This is a genomic window from Dysosmobacter sp. Marseille-Q4140 (assembly GCA_018228705.1).
GTDB lineage: Bacteria > Bacillota > Clostridia > Oscillospirales > Oscillospiraceae > Oscillibacter.
This window is the reverse complement of record CP073694.1, coordinates 1,632,484-1,649,423: the sequence shown is the minus strand read 5'-3', so window position 1 is coordinate 1,649,423 and position 16,940 is coordinate 1,632,484. Positions and strand designations below refer to the sequence as shown.

19 protein-coding genes are annotated in these 16,940 nt (G+C 65.2%); 10 read left to right on the top strand and 9 right to left on the bottom strand.

Annotation, left to right across the window (positions count from 1 at the left end; genetic code table 11):
- The first annotated feature begins 154 nt into the window (after positions 1-154).
- The 4 genes from KFE19_08335 to KFE19_08320 are packed head-to-tail and all read left to right on the top strand — an operon-like array spanning position 155 to position 4,387.
- Positions 155-1,126, top strand: coding sequence for a leucine-rich repeat protein (locus KFE19_08335; GenBank protein ID QUO39470.1), 972 nt, complete (start codon positions 155-157; stop codon positions 1,124-1,126).
- Positions 1,127-1,148: 22 nt separating this feature from the next.
- Complete coding sequence (locus tag KFE19_08330) at positions 1,149-2,510, top strand: hypothetical protein (GenBank protein QUO39469.1); 1,362 nt, start codon at positions 1,149-1,151, stop codon at positions 2,508-2,510.
- 58 nt (positions 2,511-2,568) lie between these two features.
- Positions 2,569-4,119 carry an AAA family ATPase gene (locus KFE19_08325; protein ID QUO39468.1) on the top strand — a complete coding sequence of 517 codons (1,551 nt, stop codon included), beginning with the start codon at positions 2,569-2,571 and terminating at the stop codon, positions 4,117-4,119.
- Positions 4,094-4,387: a NifU family protein gene (locus tag KFE19_08320; GenBank protein QUO39467.1), complete on the top strand. Its 294-nt coding sequence runs from the start codon at positions 4,094-4,096 to the stop codon at positions 4,385-4,387. Before KFE19_08325 ends, KFE19_08320 begins: the two co-directional genes overlap by 26 nt.
- Positions 4,388-4,447: 60 nt before the next feature.
- On the opposite strand, the gene KFE19_08315 is transcribed toward KFE19_08320, so the two are convergent.
- From KFE19_08315 to KFE19_08295, 5 genes are all read right to left on the bottom strand, one after another.
- The gene (locus tag KFE19_08315; protein QUO39466.1) at positions 4,448-5,884 is read right to left on the bottom strand and encodes an S-layer homology domain-containing protein; all 1,437 of its coding nucleotides are present in this window, start codon (positions 5,882-5,884) and stop codon (positions 4,448-4,450) included.
- A 43-nt stretch (positions 5,885-5,927) separates the two neighbouring features.
- Positions 5,928-6,914 carry an LCP family protein gene (locus KFE19_08310; GenBank protein ID QUO39465.1) on the bottom strand — a complete coding sequence of 329 codons (987 nt, stop codon included), beginning with the start codon at positions 6,912-6,914 and terminating at the stop codon, positions 5,928-5,930.
- Positions 6,915-7,057: 143 nt separating this feature from the next.
- Complete coding sequence (locus KFE19_08305; GenBank protein QUO39464.1) at positions 7,058-7,312, bottom strand: hypothetical protein; 255 nt, start codon at positions 7,310-7,312, stop codon at positions 7,058-7,060.
- Between the two features lie 49 nt (positions 7,313-7,361).
- A complete protein-coding gene (gene spoIIID, locus KFE19_08300; protein ID QUO39463.1) occupies positions 7,362-7,610 on the bottom strand; it encodes a sporulation transcriptional regulator SpoIIID in 249 nt (82 codons plus the stop codon).
- 114 nt (positions 7,611-7,724) lie between these two features.
- On the bottom strand, positions 7,725-8,888 hold the full coding sequence (locus tag KFE19_08295) for an aminotransferase class I/II-fold pyridoxal phosphate-dependent enzyme (protein ID QUO39462.1): 1,164 nt from the start codon (positions 8,886-8,888) through the stop codon (positions 7,725-7,727).
- Between the two features lie 164 nt (positions 8,889-9,052).
- On the opposite strand from KFE19_08295, the gene KFE19_08290 reads away from it, so the two are divergent.
- The 5 genes from KFE19_08290 (at position 9,053) to KFE19_08270 (ending at position 12,496) form a co-directional block, all read left to right on the top strand.
- Positions 9,053-9,574, top strand: coding sequence for a nitroreductase (locus KFE19_08290; protein ID QUO39461.1), 522 nt, complete (start codon positions 9,053-9,055; stop codon positions 9,572-9,574).
- A gap of 107 nt (positions 9,575-9,681) precedes the next feature.
- On the top strand, positions 9,682-10,344 hold the full coding sequence (locus tag KFE19_08285; GenBank protein ID QUO39460.1) for a class II aldolase/adducin family protein: 663 nt from the start codon (positions 9,682-9,684) through the stop codon (positions 10,342-10,344).
- Positions 10,345-10,384: 40 nt separating this feature from the next.
- Positions 10,385-11,455, top strand: coding sequence for an S-methyl-5-thioribose-1-phosphate isomerase (gene mtnA, locus KFE19_08280; protein QUO39459.1), 1,071 nt, complete (start codon positions 10,385-10,387; stop codon positions 11,453-11,455).
- Between the two features lie 38 nt (positions 11,456-11,493).
- A complete protein-coding gene (gene deoD / locus KFE19_08275; GenBank protein ID QUO39458.1) occupies positions 11,494-12,228 on the top strand; it encodes a purine-nucleoside phosphorylase in 735 nt (244 codons plus the stop codon).
- 1 nt (position 12,229) lies between these two features.
- Entirely contained in the window at positions 12,230-12,496 is a 267-nt protein-coding gene (locus KFE19_08270) for a hypothetical protein (GenBank protein QUO39457.1), read from the top strand.
- 44 nt (positions 12,497-12,540) lie between these two features.
- On the opposite strand, the gene KFE19_08265 is transcribed toward KFE19_08270, so the two are convergent.
- The 4 genes from KFE19_08265 to KFE19_08250 form a co-directional block, all read right to left on the bottom strand.
- Positions 12,541-13,020, bottom strand: a complete 480-nt coding sequence (locus tag KFE19_08265; protein ID QUO39456.1) for a MarR family transcriptional regulator — start codon at positions 13,018-13,020, stop codon at positions 12,541-12,543.
- Positions 13,021-13,263: 243 nt separating this feature from the next.
- Positions 13,264-14,319, bottom strand: a complete 1,056-nt coding sequence (locus KFE19_08260) for a DUF4179 domain-containing protein (protein ID QUO39455.1) — start codon at positions 14,317-14,319, stop codon at positions 13,264-13,266.
- Positions 14,303-14,794, bottom strand: coding sequence for a sigma-70 family RNA polymerase sigma factor (locus KFE19_08255; GenBank protein ID QUO39454.1), 492 nt, complete (start codon positions 14,792-14,794; stop codon positions 14,303-14,305). The genes KFE19_08260 and KFE19_08255 overlap by 17 nt, the downstream gene beginning before the upstream one ends.
- 138 nt (positions 14,795-14,932) lie before the next feature.
- Complete coding sequence (locus KFE19_08250; GenBank protein ID QUO39570.1) at positions 14,933-15,277, bottom strand: cupin domain-containing protein; 345 nt, start codon at positions 15,275-15,277, stop codon at positions 14,933-14,935.
- A 190-nt stretch (positions 15,278-15,467) separates the two neighbouring features.
- Here KFE19_08250 and KFE19_08245 point away from each other — a divergent pair, with 190 nt between their 5' ends.
- On the top strand, positions 15,468-16,940 hold the full coding sequence (locus KFE19_08245; GenBank protein ID QUO39453.1) for a MerR family transcriptional regulator: 1,473 nt from the start codon (positions 15,468-15,470) through the stop codon (positions 16,938-16,940).

Sequence of the window (16,940 nt, the reverse complement as noted above, 5' to 3'; positions counted from 1 at the left end):
TCGTACTGTACATGTACAGTATATACAGTATAAACAGTTTGTCAAGGGGAAACCACAAATTTTTCAAAATTTCTTTTCCAGACGTCTGCCCTAGGCAGGAGGGCGGAAGTGTGGTATACTGCGAAAAGCGAGAAAACAGCGGGAGGAAACGGCTTTGGAGACCATGGCAGGCGCCAACAACTGGAAACTGACGGTCCGCCGGGAGGCGGCGGGGGTGACGGTCCTGCGGGCGGCCACCTGCGATACCCGGGCGGCCCTGCCGGATACCCTGTGGGGCCTGCCGGTGACGGCCCTGGGGAACCACGCTCTGGCACCCGGCGCCGCCGAGGTGCCCGGCGAGGCGGTGGAGATCACCTGCGGCGCCCCGGCCGATGCGGCCTGGGACAACCGCCGCCTGGAGGAACTGGCCCTGCCGCCTGCCCTGGAGGCCATCGGGGACTACGCCTTTTTGAACTGCGGCGCGCTGCGGAGCCTGTCTCTCTGCGACAGCATCCGCCGGTGGGGCGGCGGGGCGCTGATGAACTGCCGCAGCCTCCGCGTCTTTCACCTGACCCGGCCGGGAGCCGAGGGGGATACCCTGGCCTACTTTGCCGATGAGTTGAGCCGGGAGCTGGATGTGACGCTGGCGGGGCCGGAGGGAATCCTTGCCCGGCTGATCTTCCCGGAGTACCGGGAGCTGTACGAGGAGAACTGCCCCGCCCACCACTTCGACTACAACATCAGCGGCGCAGGCTACCCTTATCACCACTGCTTTGTCCGGCGGCGCCTGGACCTGCGGAATTACGACCGGCTGTGGAAAGCCTTTCTGGGTATGGAGCACGAGGCGGACTGCGCGCTGCGCCTGGCCTTCTGGCGGCTGCGCTACCCGCTGGATCTGACGCCGGAGGCGGAGAAGGCCTATCTGGATTACCTCCGCGCACAATCGGAGGCGGCCCTGGCCTGGCTGCTGGCGGAGCGGGACACGGAAAGCCTGCACTTCCTGCTGGAGCGGGTGAGGCCGGGACCGGAGGCCCTGGCGGGAGGCTGCGCCCTGGCCCGGGAGCTGGAGGCGGCCGAGGCCCTGGCGCTGCTGCTGGAGGCCCGGCACCGAGCGGGAGCGGGCGCCCGGCGGCGCTTCGATTTGTAAGACGACGGAGAGGAGGGCGGACATGGAGGAGACGAAAAAGGACCTGAGCGACGTGGGGCTGGACATCCTCCATGCCGCCCGGAACGAACTGTATATGAACCTGCCCTATCTGGACGCGGCGCTGTGCGCCCTGGCCTTCCAGCCGGGCGGGGAGGTGACGGTGTCCATCGCCACCGACGGCGAGACCCTCTATTACAGCGGCGCCTGGCTTGCCGAGCGGTACCTCCGGTCCCGGACGGCGGCCAACCGGGCCTACCTCCACGTGATCCTCCACTGTATGCTGCGGCACCTGTGGAAGAAGCGGGGGAAGGACCCGGTGCTGTGGGACCTGAGCTGCGACGCGGCGGTGGAGAGCATCCTGGATGAGTTGGACTACCCCTGCCTCACCGGCACGGCCATGCCGGCGCGGCAGAAGTTCTACGGCCAGTGCCGGGCCGAGATGCCGGTGCTGACGGCGGAGGGCATCTACCGCCACCTGCTGCGGACGGCACCCTCGGAGTACGAGCTGGCCCGGCTCCAGCGGGCCTTTCTGGAGGACGACCACGGCCTCTGGGACCCGGAGAAGCAGCAGGACCAGGAGCAGCGCCAGCGGCAGGATGAGCGGTGGAAGAGCCTCTCCGAGCGGACCCAGACCGGCATGGAGACGGTGCTGGCCGCCCAGGCCACCGGCGGCGAGGCGGTGCTGGAGCAGGTGCGGGTGGCCGTCCGGGACGATGTGGACTACCGGGCCTTCCTGCGGCGGTTCGCCGCCCCCCGGGAGGTGCTGGCCGTGGACGACGACGCCTTCGACTACATCTTCTACACCTACGGGCTCCAACTCTACGGCAACATGCCTCTGGTGGAGCCGCCGGAGACCCGGGAGGAACACCGCATCCAGGACTTCGTCATCGCCGTGGACACCTCCATGTCCACCTCCGGCGAGCTGGTCCGGGCCTTCCTGGCCTGCACCTACGCCATTTTGCGCAGCACCCAGACTTTCACCCGGCAGGTGAACATCCGCATCCTCCAGTGCGACGACCAGATCCGGTCCGACACCCCCATCCGGGACCTGGACCAGCTGAAGGAGTATATGGAGAACTTCCAGCTCACCGGCGGCAGCGCCACGGACTTCCGCCCCGTGTTCGACCACGTGGCGAAGCTCCGGGAGAAGGGGGCCTTTTCCGACCTGCGGGGCCTCGTCTACTTCACCGACGGCATGGGCATCTACCCAAAGACCCGGCCCCCCTATGAGACGGCCTTCATCCTGCTGGAGGAGCCGCCGCTGTCGGTGCGGATGCCCCCCTGGGCCATCCGGCTGGTGCTGCCGGTGCCTGCCCTGGAGCGGGCGGTGCAGCAGGCGGCGGAGGACGACGGGCTGGACCTGGACGAGCTGCCCCAGCTGTGAATGAGATGACCGATCCCCCGGCCGGGACCCGGCGGGAGGCTGTGTAAGGAGTGTACCTATGAATATCAAACAGGCCAAACAGGAGATCACCAACACCCTCCGGGCGTATCTGGCCCGAGACGGGCTGGGGAACTACCTCATCCCCTCCGTCCGCCAGCGGCCGGTGCTGCTGATGGGCCCTCCGGGTGTGGGTAAGACCCAGATCATGGAGCAGATCGCCGCGGAGACCGGCGTGGGCCTGGTGGCCTACACCATCACCCATCACACCCGCCAGAGCGCCGTGGGCCTGCCCTTCATCGAGCACCGCACCTACGGCGGGGAGGAATTCTCCGTCACCGAGTACACCATGAGCGAGATCCTGGGCTCCGTGTACCGGCTGATGGAGTCCACCGGATTGAAAGAGGGCATCCTCTTTCTGGACGAGATCAACTGCGTCAGCGAGACCCTGGCGCCCATGATGCTCCAGTTCCTCCAGTGCAAGACCTTCGGCAACCAGCGCCTGCCGGAGGGATGGCTGATCGTGGCGGCGGGCAACCCGCCGGAGTACAACCGCTCCGTCCGGGAGTTCGACGTGGTGACGCTGGACCGGGTCAAGCGCATCGACGTGGAGGAGGACTTCGCCGTCTGGAAGGAGTACGCCCGGCGCAAGGGCCTCCACGGGGCGGTGGTGTCCTACCTGGACATCAAGAAGGAGAACTTCTACCGCATCGAGACCACGGCGGAGGGCCTCCAGTTCGCCACTGCCCGGGGCTGGGAGGACCTGAGCGAGCTGCTCTGCGCCTATGAGCAGCTGGGCATCCGGGCGGACCGGGGCGTGGTGGGGCAGTACATCCAGATGCCCCGGATCGCCAAGGACTTCGCCAACTACCTGGATCTTTACTACAAGTACCAAAAGACCTACCACGTGGAGGACATCCTCCGGGGCACCTGGGAGACGATCACCTCCCTGGAGCTGCGGGAGGCCCCCTTTGACGAGAAACTCTCCGTCATGGGGCTGGTGGTGGCCCGGCTCTCCGAGATGGCCCGGAACACCCGCCGCCAGGACGCCCTGGCGGAGACGGTCCACGGCGACCTGACCGTGTTCCGTGAGCAGATCGCCCAGGCGGCGCCGGGGGACGTGCTGAGAAATCTGATCTGGAAGCGGCGGGAGAAGATGCGCCAGGCCCGGGAGGCCGGCCAGCAGGACAAGGAGCGCCGGGATCTGGACCAGCGGGCCATCAACCTGCTGGAGGACTACCAGGCGCGCCTTGCCCGGGAGGGGATCGACACTGGCGACGCCGCCATGGAGGCGGTGCGGACGTGGTTTGCCGCCGAGGCGGACCGGCGGGAGACCCTGGGCGCCGAGGCCGGCGCGGCCTTCGACAACGCCTTCCGCTTCCTGGAGCAGACCTTTGGGGACAGCCAGGAGCTGGTGCTGTTTGTCACGGAGCTGACCGCCGGGTACGACACCTCCTGGTTCGTGGAGAACTTCGGCTGCGACGCCTACTTCCGCCACAACCGGGAGTTGCTCTTTGACGACACCCGGCACCGGATCCGGCAGGACATCATGGCCGCCAAGGCGGCGGAGAGGGAGGAACGAGACCATGGAAGAGACCCTGAAGAGAATTGAGGACGTGCTGGAGCGGGAGGTGCGCCCCTCCCTCCGGGCCCACGGCGGCGAGATCGCCATTGACCACCTGGAGGACGGCGTGCTGTATGTGAAGCTGTTGGGCCAGTGCGCCGGGTGCCCCTCTGCGGACCTGACCAACGAGACCATCGTGGAGGCGGAGGTGGTGAAGGCCCTGCCGGAGCTGGTGCATAAGGTCGTGGTGGTCCAGACCGTCAGCGACGAGCTGTGGGAGCAGGCCAAGCGCCTGCTGCGGGACCATCACCTGTAAAAGGAAAAATGCGAAAAGGAGCCCCGGGCTTTGGCCCGGGGCTCTTTATGTTCGCTCTGTTTACCAGCGGTGCTGGTTCCACGACTGGGTGGGAGTCATGGCGAAATAGCTGTAATCCGGCTGGGCGCCGCTGTCGCCCCAGGTGGTGTCGATGTGGTACTGGACGCCGTCCAGGGTGGCCACGGTCCAGATGTGGGAGCTGTTGGAGAGGGCGGTGCAGTCGATGCCCTCCAGCTTCAGCAGCATGTTGTAGGCGCCGGTGTATCCGTCGCACACGGCGGTGCCGTCGTGGAAGAGACTGTACGCGATGTGGCTGAGGGAGTCGTCTCCGGCGTCGTAGTCGTAGACGCAGTTGTCGCAGATCCAGGTGTAGTACACCCGGGCCTTGTCATACTCCGACATGCCCGGCGTGATCTGTCCGGAGGACCACAGCTCGTCGTGGACGGCGATGGCCGCCGCCATGGCCTCCTCCCGGTAGGTCTGGATGGCCGTGCCCGCGCTGGAGGCGGAGAAGGTCAGTGTGAGGGCGCCGCTGGTATCAAAGGTACAGGTGACGGTGTTGTAGCACTGCTCCACATAGGTCTTGACCACCGCCAGGGTCTGCTCCATCACCTTCCGAGCGGCCATGGCGGAGATGGTATCGTATTGCAGCTGCAGAGTGTTTTGATTGGAGGCCAGCATGTAGCGGACGCTGGAGTCGATCTCCTCCTCCGTGGTGGGGGCGGCCACATAGGTGCCCGCCGTCACCAGGTCGCCCAGGGTGGTGCCCGCGGCGCTCCAGACGCTGTCCAGATCCCAGTCGGGGGTCAGCCGCAGGGAGGGGTCCACCATGCGGGTCAGCATGGCCGCCGCCGCGCCCCGGGTGATGGGGTCCTGGGGCAGATAGGACCCGGTGGCGTCGGAGCCGACGGAGATGCCGGCCCGGTACAGGAACAGGATGTCCCGGTAATAGTCGGTGTACTCGGTGACGTCGGTGATGAAGTGGCGGCTGGCGTAGCCCTCGGTCACGATCTCGTCGTTGATGGGCGGCAGGACCTCGGACGGGAGGGTGTTGGCCAGCACGTGGGCCACCTGGGCCCGGGTAGCCGGGGCTGTAAGGCTGCCGTCCAGCTCCGTGCCCAGCACGCCCTCCGCCTGGAGGTAGCGCAGATACCGCGCCGCCGTGGCGGTGTCGCCGGGTTTGCTGTGGGCATTGGGACCGGCCTCGGCGTCGCCGGTGCGGTAGAGGCTGCGGATCCGCCCGGCAAAAATCACGATCTGGCCTACCGTCAGGGAGTCCTTGAGACCGAAGGTGCCGTCGCCCTTGCCAACGGAGAGGCCATATTCATACAGGGCGGTCACGTTGTCGTAAAAAACGGAGTCCTCCGTCAGGTCGGAAAACTGTCCGGTATAGGTTTTTTCGCGGACGAAGTTGCCGGTGCTGTTCTCCGCCGCCAGGGCGGGGACGCCCAGCAGCAGACTGGCCGCCAGGGCCAGAGACAGGATACGGGTTTTCATGGCGTGCCTCCTTTGGGGTGCGGACGGTTGACGGAGGGGAACCTCAGGCGGGGATGTTCAGATCCTCCGCCGTCCGGTCCTCCACATAGGGGTTCAGGTATTGGTTCACCAGTTCCAGGACGGCGTCCTGATCCAGATAGATATAGGGGGACTTCCACTCGCCGGGCAGGGTGGAGAAGGAGATGGCGCTGGAGCCCATGGAGATGGCCTCCTTGCCAAGCCAGGCGAGATTCCCCAGGGTCAGGTCCGTTTTGACATATTGGTTAAAGATGTTGGCGAATTCCGGGATCTTGTCCAAATTGGACAGCGTCAGCGTCTGCTGGGCCACGGCCTTGAGGAATTTCTGCTGGGTCTCCATCCGGCCGATGTCTTGGGAGGCATAGCCTTCCCGGAAGCGGACCACCTTCAGGGCCTCCTTGCCGGACAGATGCTGCATCCCGGCGGGGATGTGGATGTACAGGTCCTGATAGGGGTCCTCGTAGTCCATGTTCACCGGTACGTCGAAGTCCACGCCGCCGATGGCGTCTACCAGGGCCACGAAGCCCTTGAGGTCCACGGAGACGGTGAAGTCCACGGGGATGCCCAGCTGGTCGCCGATGACCTCCGCCAGCTTTTCGGTGCCGCCGGAGCCGAAGGCGGCGTTGATTTTGTGGCTTTTGCCGTTCCAGACGGCCTTGGTGTCCCGGGGGATGCTGACGCCGTGGATATAGCCGTTTTTGGCGTCCACCGCCAGGAGAATATTGGTGTCGCTGTTGCCGTTGCCGTCGTCACAGCCGGAGACCAGGATGGTGTAGAACTGATCCTTCCGCTCCGTATGGGCGGCCAGGGCCGCGGCAGCCGCCGCGGCGGCGTCCTGCTCCTCCTGGGTCAGGTCCTCCGTCTCCTCCGCAGGGTCCGGATCCTCCTGGGCCTTCACCTCGGGCTGGCGGATCAGAATGTGGGCTCCGGCATAGATCAAACCGGCGATCAGGACGATCAGCAGGAGAAACCGCTTCCGGCTGCGCCGGCGCTTCATGACTCGTTTTGCCATGGGTATATTACGCTCCTTGTGCGCGGCCGGGGGCCGCGGTGATGTCTTTTGGGTCGATTTACATAATATCGCCACTTATTATAGGACACCCCGCGGAAAAACACAAGAGGGAAAATGGCGTGCCGGCACCGGCACGCCATACTTCAGCTCTCCTGACTGTTCTCTCGTTCCGCCAGCTGCTGGAGGAGGGTTTTGATCTCTGAGAGCAGCTGGTTCTGATAGGAAAGTGCGCAGCGTATGTAGTGGAGCGTGGGCTCCGGCGGGAGAGGCGGGTCCTGGCAGCCCACCGGGTGGGGCCAGCGGCGGACCGGCGGCTCCTGGGCGGCGGAACTGCGCCTCGTTTGGACGGCCGGCGCGGACCGGACCGGGCGGCAGCGGCCCTGGGACGGATTTGCCATATACATTCCTCCGATACAAGCGTTTGTCACAGTCCAGCTTATGCGCGTCTCACTGGCCGCGGTACTTTTTTCGCGTGGCGATGCCGCCCCGGATGTGCCGCTGGGCCTTGTTGACATCCAGGACCTCCTTCACCTGAAGATAGAGGGCCCGGTTGAACTGGGGCAGCCGTTCGGAGATATCCTTGTGCACAGTGGACTTGCTGATGCCGAATTTCTGCGCGGCGGCCCGGACCGTGGTCCGGTTTTCTATAATGTACTGAGCCAGGCGCTCCGCCCGCTCCTCCATGTTACCCTTCAAAACTCGTTCACTCCCCGCCTCTTGTTGGTCCATCCTATGCGGGGAGAAATGGGGATATGCGCGGCCGGGCAGGGAAAACCGCCCGCCCCGGGGACCGGGACAGGCGGCGGCTGATCATTTCTTCAGCTTCTGAATCCGCTCCAGGCGGTTGAGGGCCTCGTTGAGGGTGTCGTCGTTCTTGGCGAAGTGGAGGCGGATCAGGTGGTTCACCGGCTCCCGGAAGAAGCTGGAGCCGGGCACGGCGCCCACGCCCACCTCCCGGGCCAGGTTCTTGCAGAACTGGAGGTCGCTGTCATAGCCGTACTCGCTGATGTCCAGCAGCACGTAGTAGGCGCCCTCCGGGTCGTTGTGGACGATGTGCAGGTCGTCCAGGCCCTTCAAGAACAGCTCCTTCTTGTGGGTGTACTTGGCCAGCAGCTCGTCGTAGTAGTCCTGGCCGAACTCCAGCCCCGGGATCACTGCCTCCTGCAGCGGCGCGGCGCAGCCCACGGTCAAAAAGTCGTGGACCTTCTTGGCCCGGTCGATGATCTCCTCCGGGGCGATGATGTAGCCCAGGCGCCAGCCGGTGATGGAGTAGGTCTTGGACAGGGAGGAGCAGGACAGGGTCCGGCTCCACATTCCCGGCAATGTGGCGAAGTAGGTGTGCTGATGGGGGGCGTAGACGATGTGCTCATACACCTCGTCGGTGATGACGTAGGTGTCGTACCGGGTGGCCATCTCGGCGATGGTCAGCAGCTCCTCCCGGGTGAACACCCGGCCGCAGGGGTTGGAGGGATTGCACAGCACCAGGGCCTTGGCCCCCTGGCGGAAGGCGGCCTCCAGCTCGTCCACGTCGAAGGTGAATGCCGGGGGATGGAGGGGCACGTAGATGGGCTCCGCCCCGGAGAGGATGGTGTCCGCCCCGTAGTTCTCATAGAAGGGGGAGAACACGATCACCTTGTCGCCGGGGTTGGTGACAGTCATCATGGCGCACATCATGGCCTCGGTGGACCCGCAGGTAGCCACGATCTCCTTGTCGGGGTCAATGGTGCGGCCCATGTAGTGGGTCTGCTTTTTTGCCAGGGCCTCCCGGAAGTTCTGAGCGCCCCAGGTGACGGAGTACTGGTGGGGCCCCTCGTGGGCCACCTGGGCCAGCCGGTCCAGGATCGCCTGGGGCGGATCAAAGTCCGGGAATCCCTGGGACAGGTTCACGGCGCCGTATTTCAGGGAGACCCGGGTCATGCGCCGGATCACGGAGTCGGTAAAATCAGCGGTGCGCTGGGACAGAGGCTGGGGCATGGATGGTTCCTCCTTTAACGGTTAACGGTCGATGGTCTGATTGTAGCGGAAACCGGCAGAAAAAGCCAGATGCAGAGAAAAAGAATTTTTCGCGGGCCCTTTGGAACCGCGGGAAAGTGTGGTATGATATCCCTGACAATATATAAAAGGAAAGGATGATCCCAGTGAACGAGACGCTGAAGGTATTGAAAGAGCGCAGAAGCATCCGCAAATACAAGAAGGAGCAGGTGGCGGCGGAGACCCTGGATGCCATTCTGGACGCCGGCACCTGGGCTGCCTCCGCCAAGGGCGGCCAGGCGGCGGTGATGGTGCTGGTCCAGGATCCGGAGACCATCTCCTATATGTCCGCCCTGAACGCCGAGATCCAGGGCAGGCCCGGCACGGATCCCTTCTACGGCGCTCCCACCGTGGTGGTGGTCCTGGCCGACGGGGAGACCCCCAACTGGCTCCAGGACGGCTCTCTGGTCATGGGCAACCTGATGACGGCGGCCTGGGCTCTGGGCGTGGGCTCCTGCTGGATCAACCGGGCCATGGAGCTGTTCGACCGGCCCGAGGGCAAGGAGCTGCTGAAGAAGTGGGGCCTGCCGGAGACGTACCGGGGCGTGGGCAACTGCATCCTGGGCTACATCGACGGCGACGTGCCCGCTCCCAAGCCCCGGAAGGAGCACTACATCTATCGCCCGTAAGCGCGGACAGCCAAGGCGGCGGCAGGGAAGTCCTGCCGCCGCTTCTTTTTCTTGCGCCCGGCGGCGGAATGGGGTAAGATGGAGCCATGATGAAAGGAGGCGGGCTGATGACCTTTGAAGCGGAGCGGGCGCTGATGTGCGCCGTGGGAAAGCTGCTGTACGACCGGGGCTACGCCGCCGCCAACGACGGCAATCTCTCCATGCTGGTGGAGCCGGGGCGGCTGCTGATGACGCCCTCCGGCGTCAGTAAGGGCCGGATGACGCCGGATATGCTGCTGGTGACGGACCTGGAGGGTCGGGTGCTGGAAGGCGACCGGCACCCCTCCTCGGAGATGAAGATGCACCTGGCGGTCTACCGGGGCCGGGCCGATGTCCGGGCCGTGGTCCACGCCCACCCGCCGGTGTCCACGGCCTTTGCCGTGTGCCGCCGGGGGCTGGAGACGCCGTATGTCGCGGAGCTGGCGGCGGGCCTGGGCACCGTACCCTGCACGCCGGAATTCGCCATGCTCTCCACCGAGGCGGTGCCCCGCAGCGTGGAGCCGTACCTGAAAGACCACAACGCTGTGCTGCTGGCAAACCACGGCGCCCTGACCTGGGGCGGCGACCTGTGGGAGGCCTTCGACCGGCTGGAGACCGTGGAGCACACGGCGAAGATCGTGCAAAACGCGCAGCTGCTGGGGGACCCGGTGGCCCTGACGGAGGCGGAGACCGCGCAGCTGCGGAGCCTGCGGGGGATGTACCAGGCCCTGCGGCAGAAGCGGGACCAGTGAATTCGCGGCCGGCCCGGCGCCGGCGGAAAGGATGAGCGATATGGCAGACCTGAAGGCCGTGGTGGCCGTGGAGAATATCCGGTACGACCGGAAGGCGGAGGCGTTGTACATCCTGGACCAGTCCCTGCTGCCGGGAGAGGAGAAGGAGATCCGCCTGCGGACGGTGGAGGAGATGGTGGAGGCCATCCGGGCCTTGCGGGTCCGGGGCGCCCCGGCCATCGGCATCTGCGCCGCCTACTGTATGTACGTGCTGGCCAAGTCCATCCGGACGGAGGACCGGCAGGTGTTTTTGCGGGAGCTGAGCCGCTACGGCCAGATCCTCTCCGACGCCCGGCCCACGGCGGTGAACCTCAGCTGGGCCATCCGGGAGATGATGCGCACCGCCCTGGAGCATCTGAACGACCCCCGGGGCCCCATGCTGGACGCCCTGTACGAGCGGGCGGTGGCTATCCACAAAGACGACATGGACAAGTGCGCCGCCATCTCGGAGTATGGGCTGTCCCTGGTGAAGGACGGAGACGGCATCCTCACCCACTGCAACGCCGGCCCCTTGGCTACCTCCCGGTACGGCACGGCCCTGGGCCCCATCCTGCTGGGCACGGAGCGGGGCATGACCTTCCACGTGTTCTCCGACGAGACCCGGCCCCTTCTCCAGGGCGCACGCCTGACCAGCTATGAGCTCCAGCGGGCGGGGGTGGATGTGACGCTGATCTGCGACAACATGGCCTCCATCGTGATGAAGAACGGATGGGTCCAGGCCTGCTTCGTGGGCTGCGACCGGGTGGCGGCCAACGGCGACACCGCCAACAAGATCGGCACCTCCGGCGTGGCCATTCTGGCAAAGCACTACGGCATCCCCTTCTACGTGCTGGGCCCCACCTCCACCATCGACATGGACTGCCCCGACGGGGCCCACATCCCCATCGAGGAGCGGGACCCGAATGAGATCAAGACCATGTGGTATGAAAAGCCCATGGCCCTGGCGGAGGTCAAGTGCTACAACCCGGCCTTCGACGTGACGGACCACGACCTCATCACCGCCATCATCACGGAAAGGGGCATCTGCCGCCCGCCCTACACCAAGAGCCTGAAAGCGCTGTTCCGGGACTGACCGCGGCGCGCCAAACAAGATACAAGGAGGAAACAACTATGGCAATCCAGGAATCCCCCTCCGCCTCCATCGCGGCGGAAGAAGGTCTCATCGCCAAGGCGGTGCTGATGCCCGGCGACCCACTGCGGGCCAAGTATGTGGCGGAGCACTATCTGGAAAACCCCGTGTGCTTCAACACCGTGCGCAACATGCTGGGCTACACCGGCACCTACAAGGGCAAGAAGATCTCCGTCATGGGCCACGGCATGGGCGTGCCCTCTGTGGGCATTTACAGCTATGAGCTCTACCAGTTTTTCGGCGTGGACACCATCATCCGCATCGGCTCCGCCGGCGGTATCGGGGACAACGTGAAGGTCCGGGACGTGGTGATTGCCCTGGGCGCGTCCACCAACTCCCACTTTGCCGACCAGTACCGCTTCCCCGGCCAGCTGTGCGCCACCGCGGACTACGGCCTGCTGAAGGACGCCGTGGCGGCGGCGGAGCGCCTGGGCGTCCGGGCGGATGTGGGCCAGGTATTCACTGCCGACCAGTTTTACAACGACAACCCCGAGGCCGGGGAGATGTACCGAAAGTTCGGCATCCTGGCCCTGGAGATGGAGGCGGCGGGACTGTACTGGACCGCCCAGCGGCTGGGCAAGCGGGCCCTGGCCATTCTCACCATTTCCGACCACATCTTCACCGGGGAGGCCCTGAACGCCCAGGAGCGGCAGGACTCCTTCCACGAGATGATGGAGATCGCCCTGGAGACCGCCTGGAAGTCTTTGGAGGATTAAGATGGCCCTGTTCGGAAAGCGGGAGAAGGCCTTTGAGGTCTGGGGCGACCAGAGACGGTGGAAGGCCGCCAGGGAGCGGCTGAAAGCCGCTGGCATCAAGGTCATGGAGGCCGGATATTACGAGACGGAGCCGCCGGTGTGCGGCTGCGGGGCCAAGCTGGACCACCGGGACTTCGGCCCCAACGGAAAGATCGACCGAAAGACCTACTATGTCTCCGTCCGGCCGGAGGATCTGGACCGGGCCAGGGCGGCACTGGAGGACATCTGAGCAAGCGAGAAGCCGGGGCGCGCAGCGCCCCGGCTTTTTCTGTGTTATTCAGCCTGTTTGGAATGGGTCTCGCGGTATTCCGAAAGGATGTGGACGAAGTCCTCCAGCCGCTCGCCGCGGCTGCGGGCATGGAGCTTGTCCAGCAGGGGGACCAGAACCGAAATTTCCTCCTCCGTCAGCTCCGCCGTCAGCCAGGAGAAATAAAAGACCTCCGCGTCGATCTTCTGGTTCCGCAGAGCCAGGCCCTTGTCCGTCACATACAGGTGCTTGCTGCGGCGGTCCTCGTCGCTGGGCAGGCGCTGGATGTAGCCCTCCTTCTCCAGCTTGGCGGCCCGGCGGGCCACGGTGCTCTTGTCCTGACTGTACCGCCGGCACAGCTCCCCCTGGGTGATGCCGGGCCGGTGGTGGACGGTCTGAACCATCTCATAGTCCGACAGGCTCAGGCTGGTGTTGTGGAGGGCGTGGGCCACGAAACGCTGCACGTCCCGGTCGATTTTGCGGATCCTCCGCTTGGTGGGGTCCATGACCACCGCCTCCCCTTCATCCGTTTGTATGTATCTTACATGGATTGGGGCGTTTCGTCAATTCAAGCGGGTACTTTTTGTCAGGATCCACAAAAGTTGCGGTTCGCAACTATTTTAGTTGACAAACGCAACGACTTCTTCTATACTGACCTTACTGAATCGTGACTTGACACACCACGATGACACCTTTTATATGAGAGAGCGGAGCTTGGGGAGGCTCCGCTCTCTCGTTTTTTGCGCTTTTTACGCCAGGGGGAACACCACACCGCCGACGCGGATGCTCGCAATCTCCTCCATGGGCAGGATCTCGCTGAAGAAATTGCTCTTGGAGCAGACGGTGGTGCCGTGGTCGGGGCTGATGCTGCCGCCGGCGCCGCTGAGATCCAGGATCGTGCCGTCGGTCTTGTTCAGCAGGATCTCCACGTTTTCAAAGTACCGCTGCATCTCCCGGCTGTCGGCCTCGCTCTGCTGACCGCTGCCGCTGTCGCTCCACCGGACCTCGCTGTCCACGGTGTAGTCCACCTTGAAGGCCACCGGGGAGACGGTGACGGCGTCGATAGTGAACGTCATGCCGTCTTGAGCGAAGGTCTCGCCGCCGCCCAGGGTGACGGAGGCGTCCTCGTAGCGCACGTCGAAGCGGAGCTTCCAGGTCCCCTCCGCGAAGGGAACAGATTCGCCGCTCTCCTCGTCCCAGAGCCAGAGGTCTTCAAACTTTGCCGTGGCGGTGCAGTCGTTGATGGGCACGTCAGAACTGACGGTCTGGATCAGCTGGACGGTGTCGTCGGTGGGGTCCTCGTCCACAAACCAGCTGCCGCCGTGGGTGCCGCCCAGGATGTCCAGATCCACACCGCCGCCCCGGACCAGCAGCATGGCGTCCTCCGCTCCGGCAGGCAGCAGGGCGGTGCCGTCGTCCCGGGTGATGGTAAAGACGATGGCGGCGTTGTACCGGTCGCCCAGGACCGCGTCGGCGGTGATGGTGATGCCATTGTCCGTGTCGCTGGCGCCCACGGGATAGCCGATCTTGTCGATGATCTCCGTCTGGGCGGCGCTGCCGCCGAAGATGGGGGCGAAGGCCTCCGCGGCGGATTTGAGCACGCCGGTGGCACCGGCGGTGACGGCCAGGGCCGCCGTCAGGCAGGCGGCGATCAGCGCCGTGCGCAGCAGGGGGCGGCGGGTGCGCCGCTCCGTCCGGCGGGCGGACTGGGCGGCCTGGGCCGCCTGCGCTGCCAGGAGGGATTTTTGCTCGTCGGTGTAGTGCAGGGCATTCATGGCGTCCTTATATTCAAACGGATTGCTCATATTCAGTTCCTCCCAGTAAAGTTTTCAGCTTGGCCCGGCCCCGGGCCAGGCGGGTGTGGACCGTGGCGGTGGGGACCCCCAGGATGGCGCCGATCTCTGCGGCCTGATATCCCTCGTAGTAAAAGAGGTAGATGACCGCCCGGTAGTGGGGCGGCAGGGTGTTGACCGCCGAGAGGACGGTGCCCTCCTCCGCCTCCGGCGCCGGGACCTCCAGCACCGCCTCCAGGCCGCAGGTGCGCCTGCGCCAGGGGCTTTTCAGAATATCCTTGCAGGCGTTGGCCGCCATCCGCAGGACGTAGGCCCGCTCGTGCTGGGGGCTCTCGAATTCCCGGGGCTCCGTCAGCAGCTTGACGAACACCGTTTGGCACACGTCCTGGGCATCGTGGGTGTTTTTCAGGTAGGCGTAGCTGAGGCGGAGGATGGGGTCCGCGTAGGTTTCCGCCAGGCGCTGGGCCTGTTGTTGGGTTTGGTTCATGGTTTCAACTCCTTTGGAGCGCTCTCACCTTGGATACGATCCGGCGGAGAGAAAACTTTCACTGGGAGGGGGGACTTTTTTCGGAGGAACAATTTGGACAGCAAAAAGGAGCGGCGCCGCCGCTCCTTTTTCATGGGCTCACTCCATGGCGATCAGGGCGATCAGCTCCACCGGCTCATCGGTCCGGTTCTCCAGCCCGTGGGATTCGCCGTAGCCGGTGGCGCAGATGTCGCCGGCGCGGACCACGGATTCCACGCCGTTGTCGCTGAACACCGCTTCGCCCTTAATGATATAGTAGAACTCCGTCTCGTGGTCATGGGGGTGATAGCCGATGGAGCAGCCCGGGTCCACGGTGACGTGGGCGAACAGGCGGCCGTGGCCGTACAGGCCCTCCTTGTCGGTCAGGTCCTTCATGTGGATCAGGCCCTTGCCCTTCTGGACGCAGGCGTCCCGGCGGGGACAGTTTTCGCTGCGGGTGATCATAGCGCTCTCTCCTTTTTTCACCGCCCCGCCGCCGGCCTTGCGCCGCCGGGGGCGGGGGTGGTAAACTGATGGTGTCATTGTATCAAAGGGGCGGGGGAATGTCCAGCCGGGAAAAATCCGCTTTTTTTCAGAAAAGGCTTGACTATCAAGCCACTTCACCCTTTACCATAGGCCCAAAGGAGATGACGGGATGACCAGTAAGGAAATCGAACTGCGCTCCGGTGTGCCCCGGGCCAACATCCGCTACTACGAGGCGGAGGGGCTGCTGAGTCCCCGGCGGGCGAAAAACGGCTACCGGGAATACAGCGAGAAAGACCTGGAGACGTTGGAGAAGATCAAGCTGCTGCGGCGGCTGGGGGTCAGCGTGGAGGAGCTGCGGAACCTGCGCCGGGGGACGGAGGCTCTCCCCGCCGTGCTGGACCGGCGTCTGGCGGAGCTGGGCGGCGAGCAGGCGTCGCTGGAGCGGGTGCGGCAGGTGTGCGGCGCGGTCCGCTCAGCGGGGGTCGGCTTCGACGCCCTGGACGCCGGGAAGTACCTCCGGGACCTGGACGCCCCGGCCCTGCCGGAGGAGAGCGGGGGGACCTGGTGGCGCCAGCCGGAGGCGCCGCCCCTGCCGGCGGCGGACACGCTGCCCACGGTGTGCAGCATCCCCCGGCGGCTGATTGCCCGGATGCTGGATCAGTTTTTCCTGGCCATGGTTCTGCTGACGGCGCTGTGTCTCCTGGGACAAAATCCGGCCCAGCTGAACGATCTGGCTGTGAACCTGGGGCTCGCGGTGCTGCTGGCGCTGGTGGAGCCGCTGCTGCTGCGCCTGTTTGGCACCACCCCGGGCAAGGCCCTCATGGGCCTGCATCTGGCCCGGAGCGACGGCGGGCGGCTGTCCTGGTCCGACGGCTTCACCCGCTACCTCATGATGCTCTGGTGCGGTCTGGGCTTCGGCCTCCCCATCTGGTCGCTGATCCAGATGTACCGGACGGTGCGGCGCTGCCTGGATGAGGAGCCCCAGCCCTGGGACGCGGACATCGCCTATACGGCCCGGCCCTTCCGGCTGCGGAACCTGGCGGCCACCGCCGCGGCGCTGGCCCTGGTCATTGGCGTGGGCGAGGCGGTCAACAGCGCCGCCCTGATGCCGCCCAACCGGGGGGACCTGACGGTGGCGGAATTTGCGGAGAACTTCAACCGCCAGGCGGCGTACCTGGGGATGGACTTCGGCGGGGAGCTGGACAGCCAGGGCGTCTTTCGGGAGCGGCCGGAGGAGCCCAATGTGATCCGCGTTTCCGTCAGTCAGGAGATCCCCGGCGCGGACCAGTTCCGCTACACCGTGGAGGACGGGCGGCTCACCGCCGTGACGCTGTCCGGTGAAGTGCGGAACAGCTTTGACTGGTACAGCCTGCCGGAGTACCGCATGGCGGCGGTCCTGGCCGCCTTTGCCTGGGCCCGGGAGGACGCGCCCTTCTGGACCTCTGGAAAGAAGCGGCAGCTGGCGGTGTTTGACGAGCTGGACTGGGACCGGGGCTTCACCCTGCGCCAGGGCGATGTGACCATGACGCTGGAGACGGAGATGGACGGTTTTTCCGCAACGACAATGGGGATCGCCTTCCCCGACACCAAGGGCGGGGAGAACCATTTCGCCTTCACCTTCACCATGGCATTGGAGGAATGA

What these genes read in the sequence shown, in the direction of transcription:
- KFE19_08255 (QUO39454.1), bottom strand. Translation starts at nt 14,794, where the DNA reads ATGAACCAAACCCAACAACAGGCCCAGCGCCTGGCGGAAACCTACGCG.
- KFE19_08270 (QUO39457.1), top strand. Translation starts at nt 12,230, where the DNA reads ATGGCCCTGTTCGGAAAGCGGGAGAAGGCCTTTGAGGTCTGGGGCGAC.
- KFE19_08325 (QUO39468.1), top strand. Translation starts at nt 2,569, where the DNA reads ATGAATATCAAACAGGCCAAACAGGAGATCACCAACACCCTCCGGGCG.
- KFE19_08250 (QUO39570.1), bottom strand. Translation starts at nt 15,277, where the DNA reads ATGATCACCCGCAGCGAAAACTGTCCCCGCCGGGACGCCTGCGTCCAG.
- KFE19_08245 (QUO39453.1), top strand. Translation starts at nt 15,468, where the DNA reads ATGACCAGTAAGGAAATCGAACTGCGCTCCGGTGTGCCCCGGGCCAAC.
- KFE19_08265 (QUO39456.1), bottom strand. Translation starts at nt 13,020, where the DNA reads ATGGACCCCACCAAGCGGAGGATCCGCAAAATCGACCGGGACGTGCAG.
- KFE19_08330 (QUO39469.1), top strand. Translation starts at nt 1,149, where the DNA reads ATGGAGGAGACGAAAAAGGACCTGAGCGACGTGGGGCTGGACATCCTC.
- mtnA (QUO39459.1), top strand. Translation starts at nt 10,385, where the DNA reads ATGGCAGACCTGAAGGCCGTGGTGGCCGTGGAGAATATCCGGTACGAC.
- KFE19_08260 (QUO39455.1), bottom strand. Translation starts at nt 14,319, where the DNA reads ATGAGCAATCCGTTTGAATATAAGGACGCCATGAATGCCCTGCACTAC.
- KFE19_08310 (QUO39465.1), bottom strand. Translation starts at nt 6,914, where the DNA reads ATGGCAAAACGAGTCATGAAGCGCCGGCGCAGCCGGAAGCGGTTTCTC.
- KFE19_08285 (QUO39460.1), top strand. Translation starts at nt 9,682, where the DNA reads ATGACCTTTGAAGCGGAGCGGGCGCTGATGTGCGCCGTGGGAAAGCTG.
- KFE19_08295 (QUO39462.1), bottom strand. Translation starts at nt 8,888, where the DNA reads ATGCCCCAGCCTCTGTCCCAGCGCACCGCTGATTTTACCGACTCCGTG.
- deoD (QUO39458.1), top strand. Translation starts at nt 11,494, where the DNA reads ATGGCAATCCAGGAATCCCCCTCCGCCTCCATCGCGGCGGAAGAAGGT.
- KFE19_08315 (QUO39466.1), bottom strand. Translation starts at nt 5,884, where the DNA reads ATGAAAACCCGTATCCTGTCTCTGGCCCTGGCGGCCAGTCTGCTGCTG.
- KFE19_08305 (QUO39464.1), bottom strand. Translation starts at nt 7,312, where the DNA reads ATGGCAAATCCGTCCCAGGGCCGCTGCCGCCCGGTCCGGTCCGCGCCG.
- KFE19_08320 (QUO39467.1), top strand. Translation starts at nt 4,094, where the DNA reads ATGGAAGAGACCCTGAAGAGAATTGAGGACGTGCTGGAGCGGGAGGTG.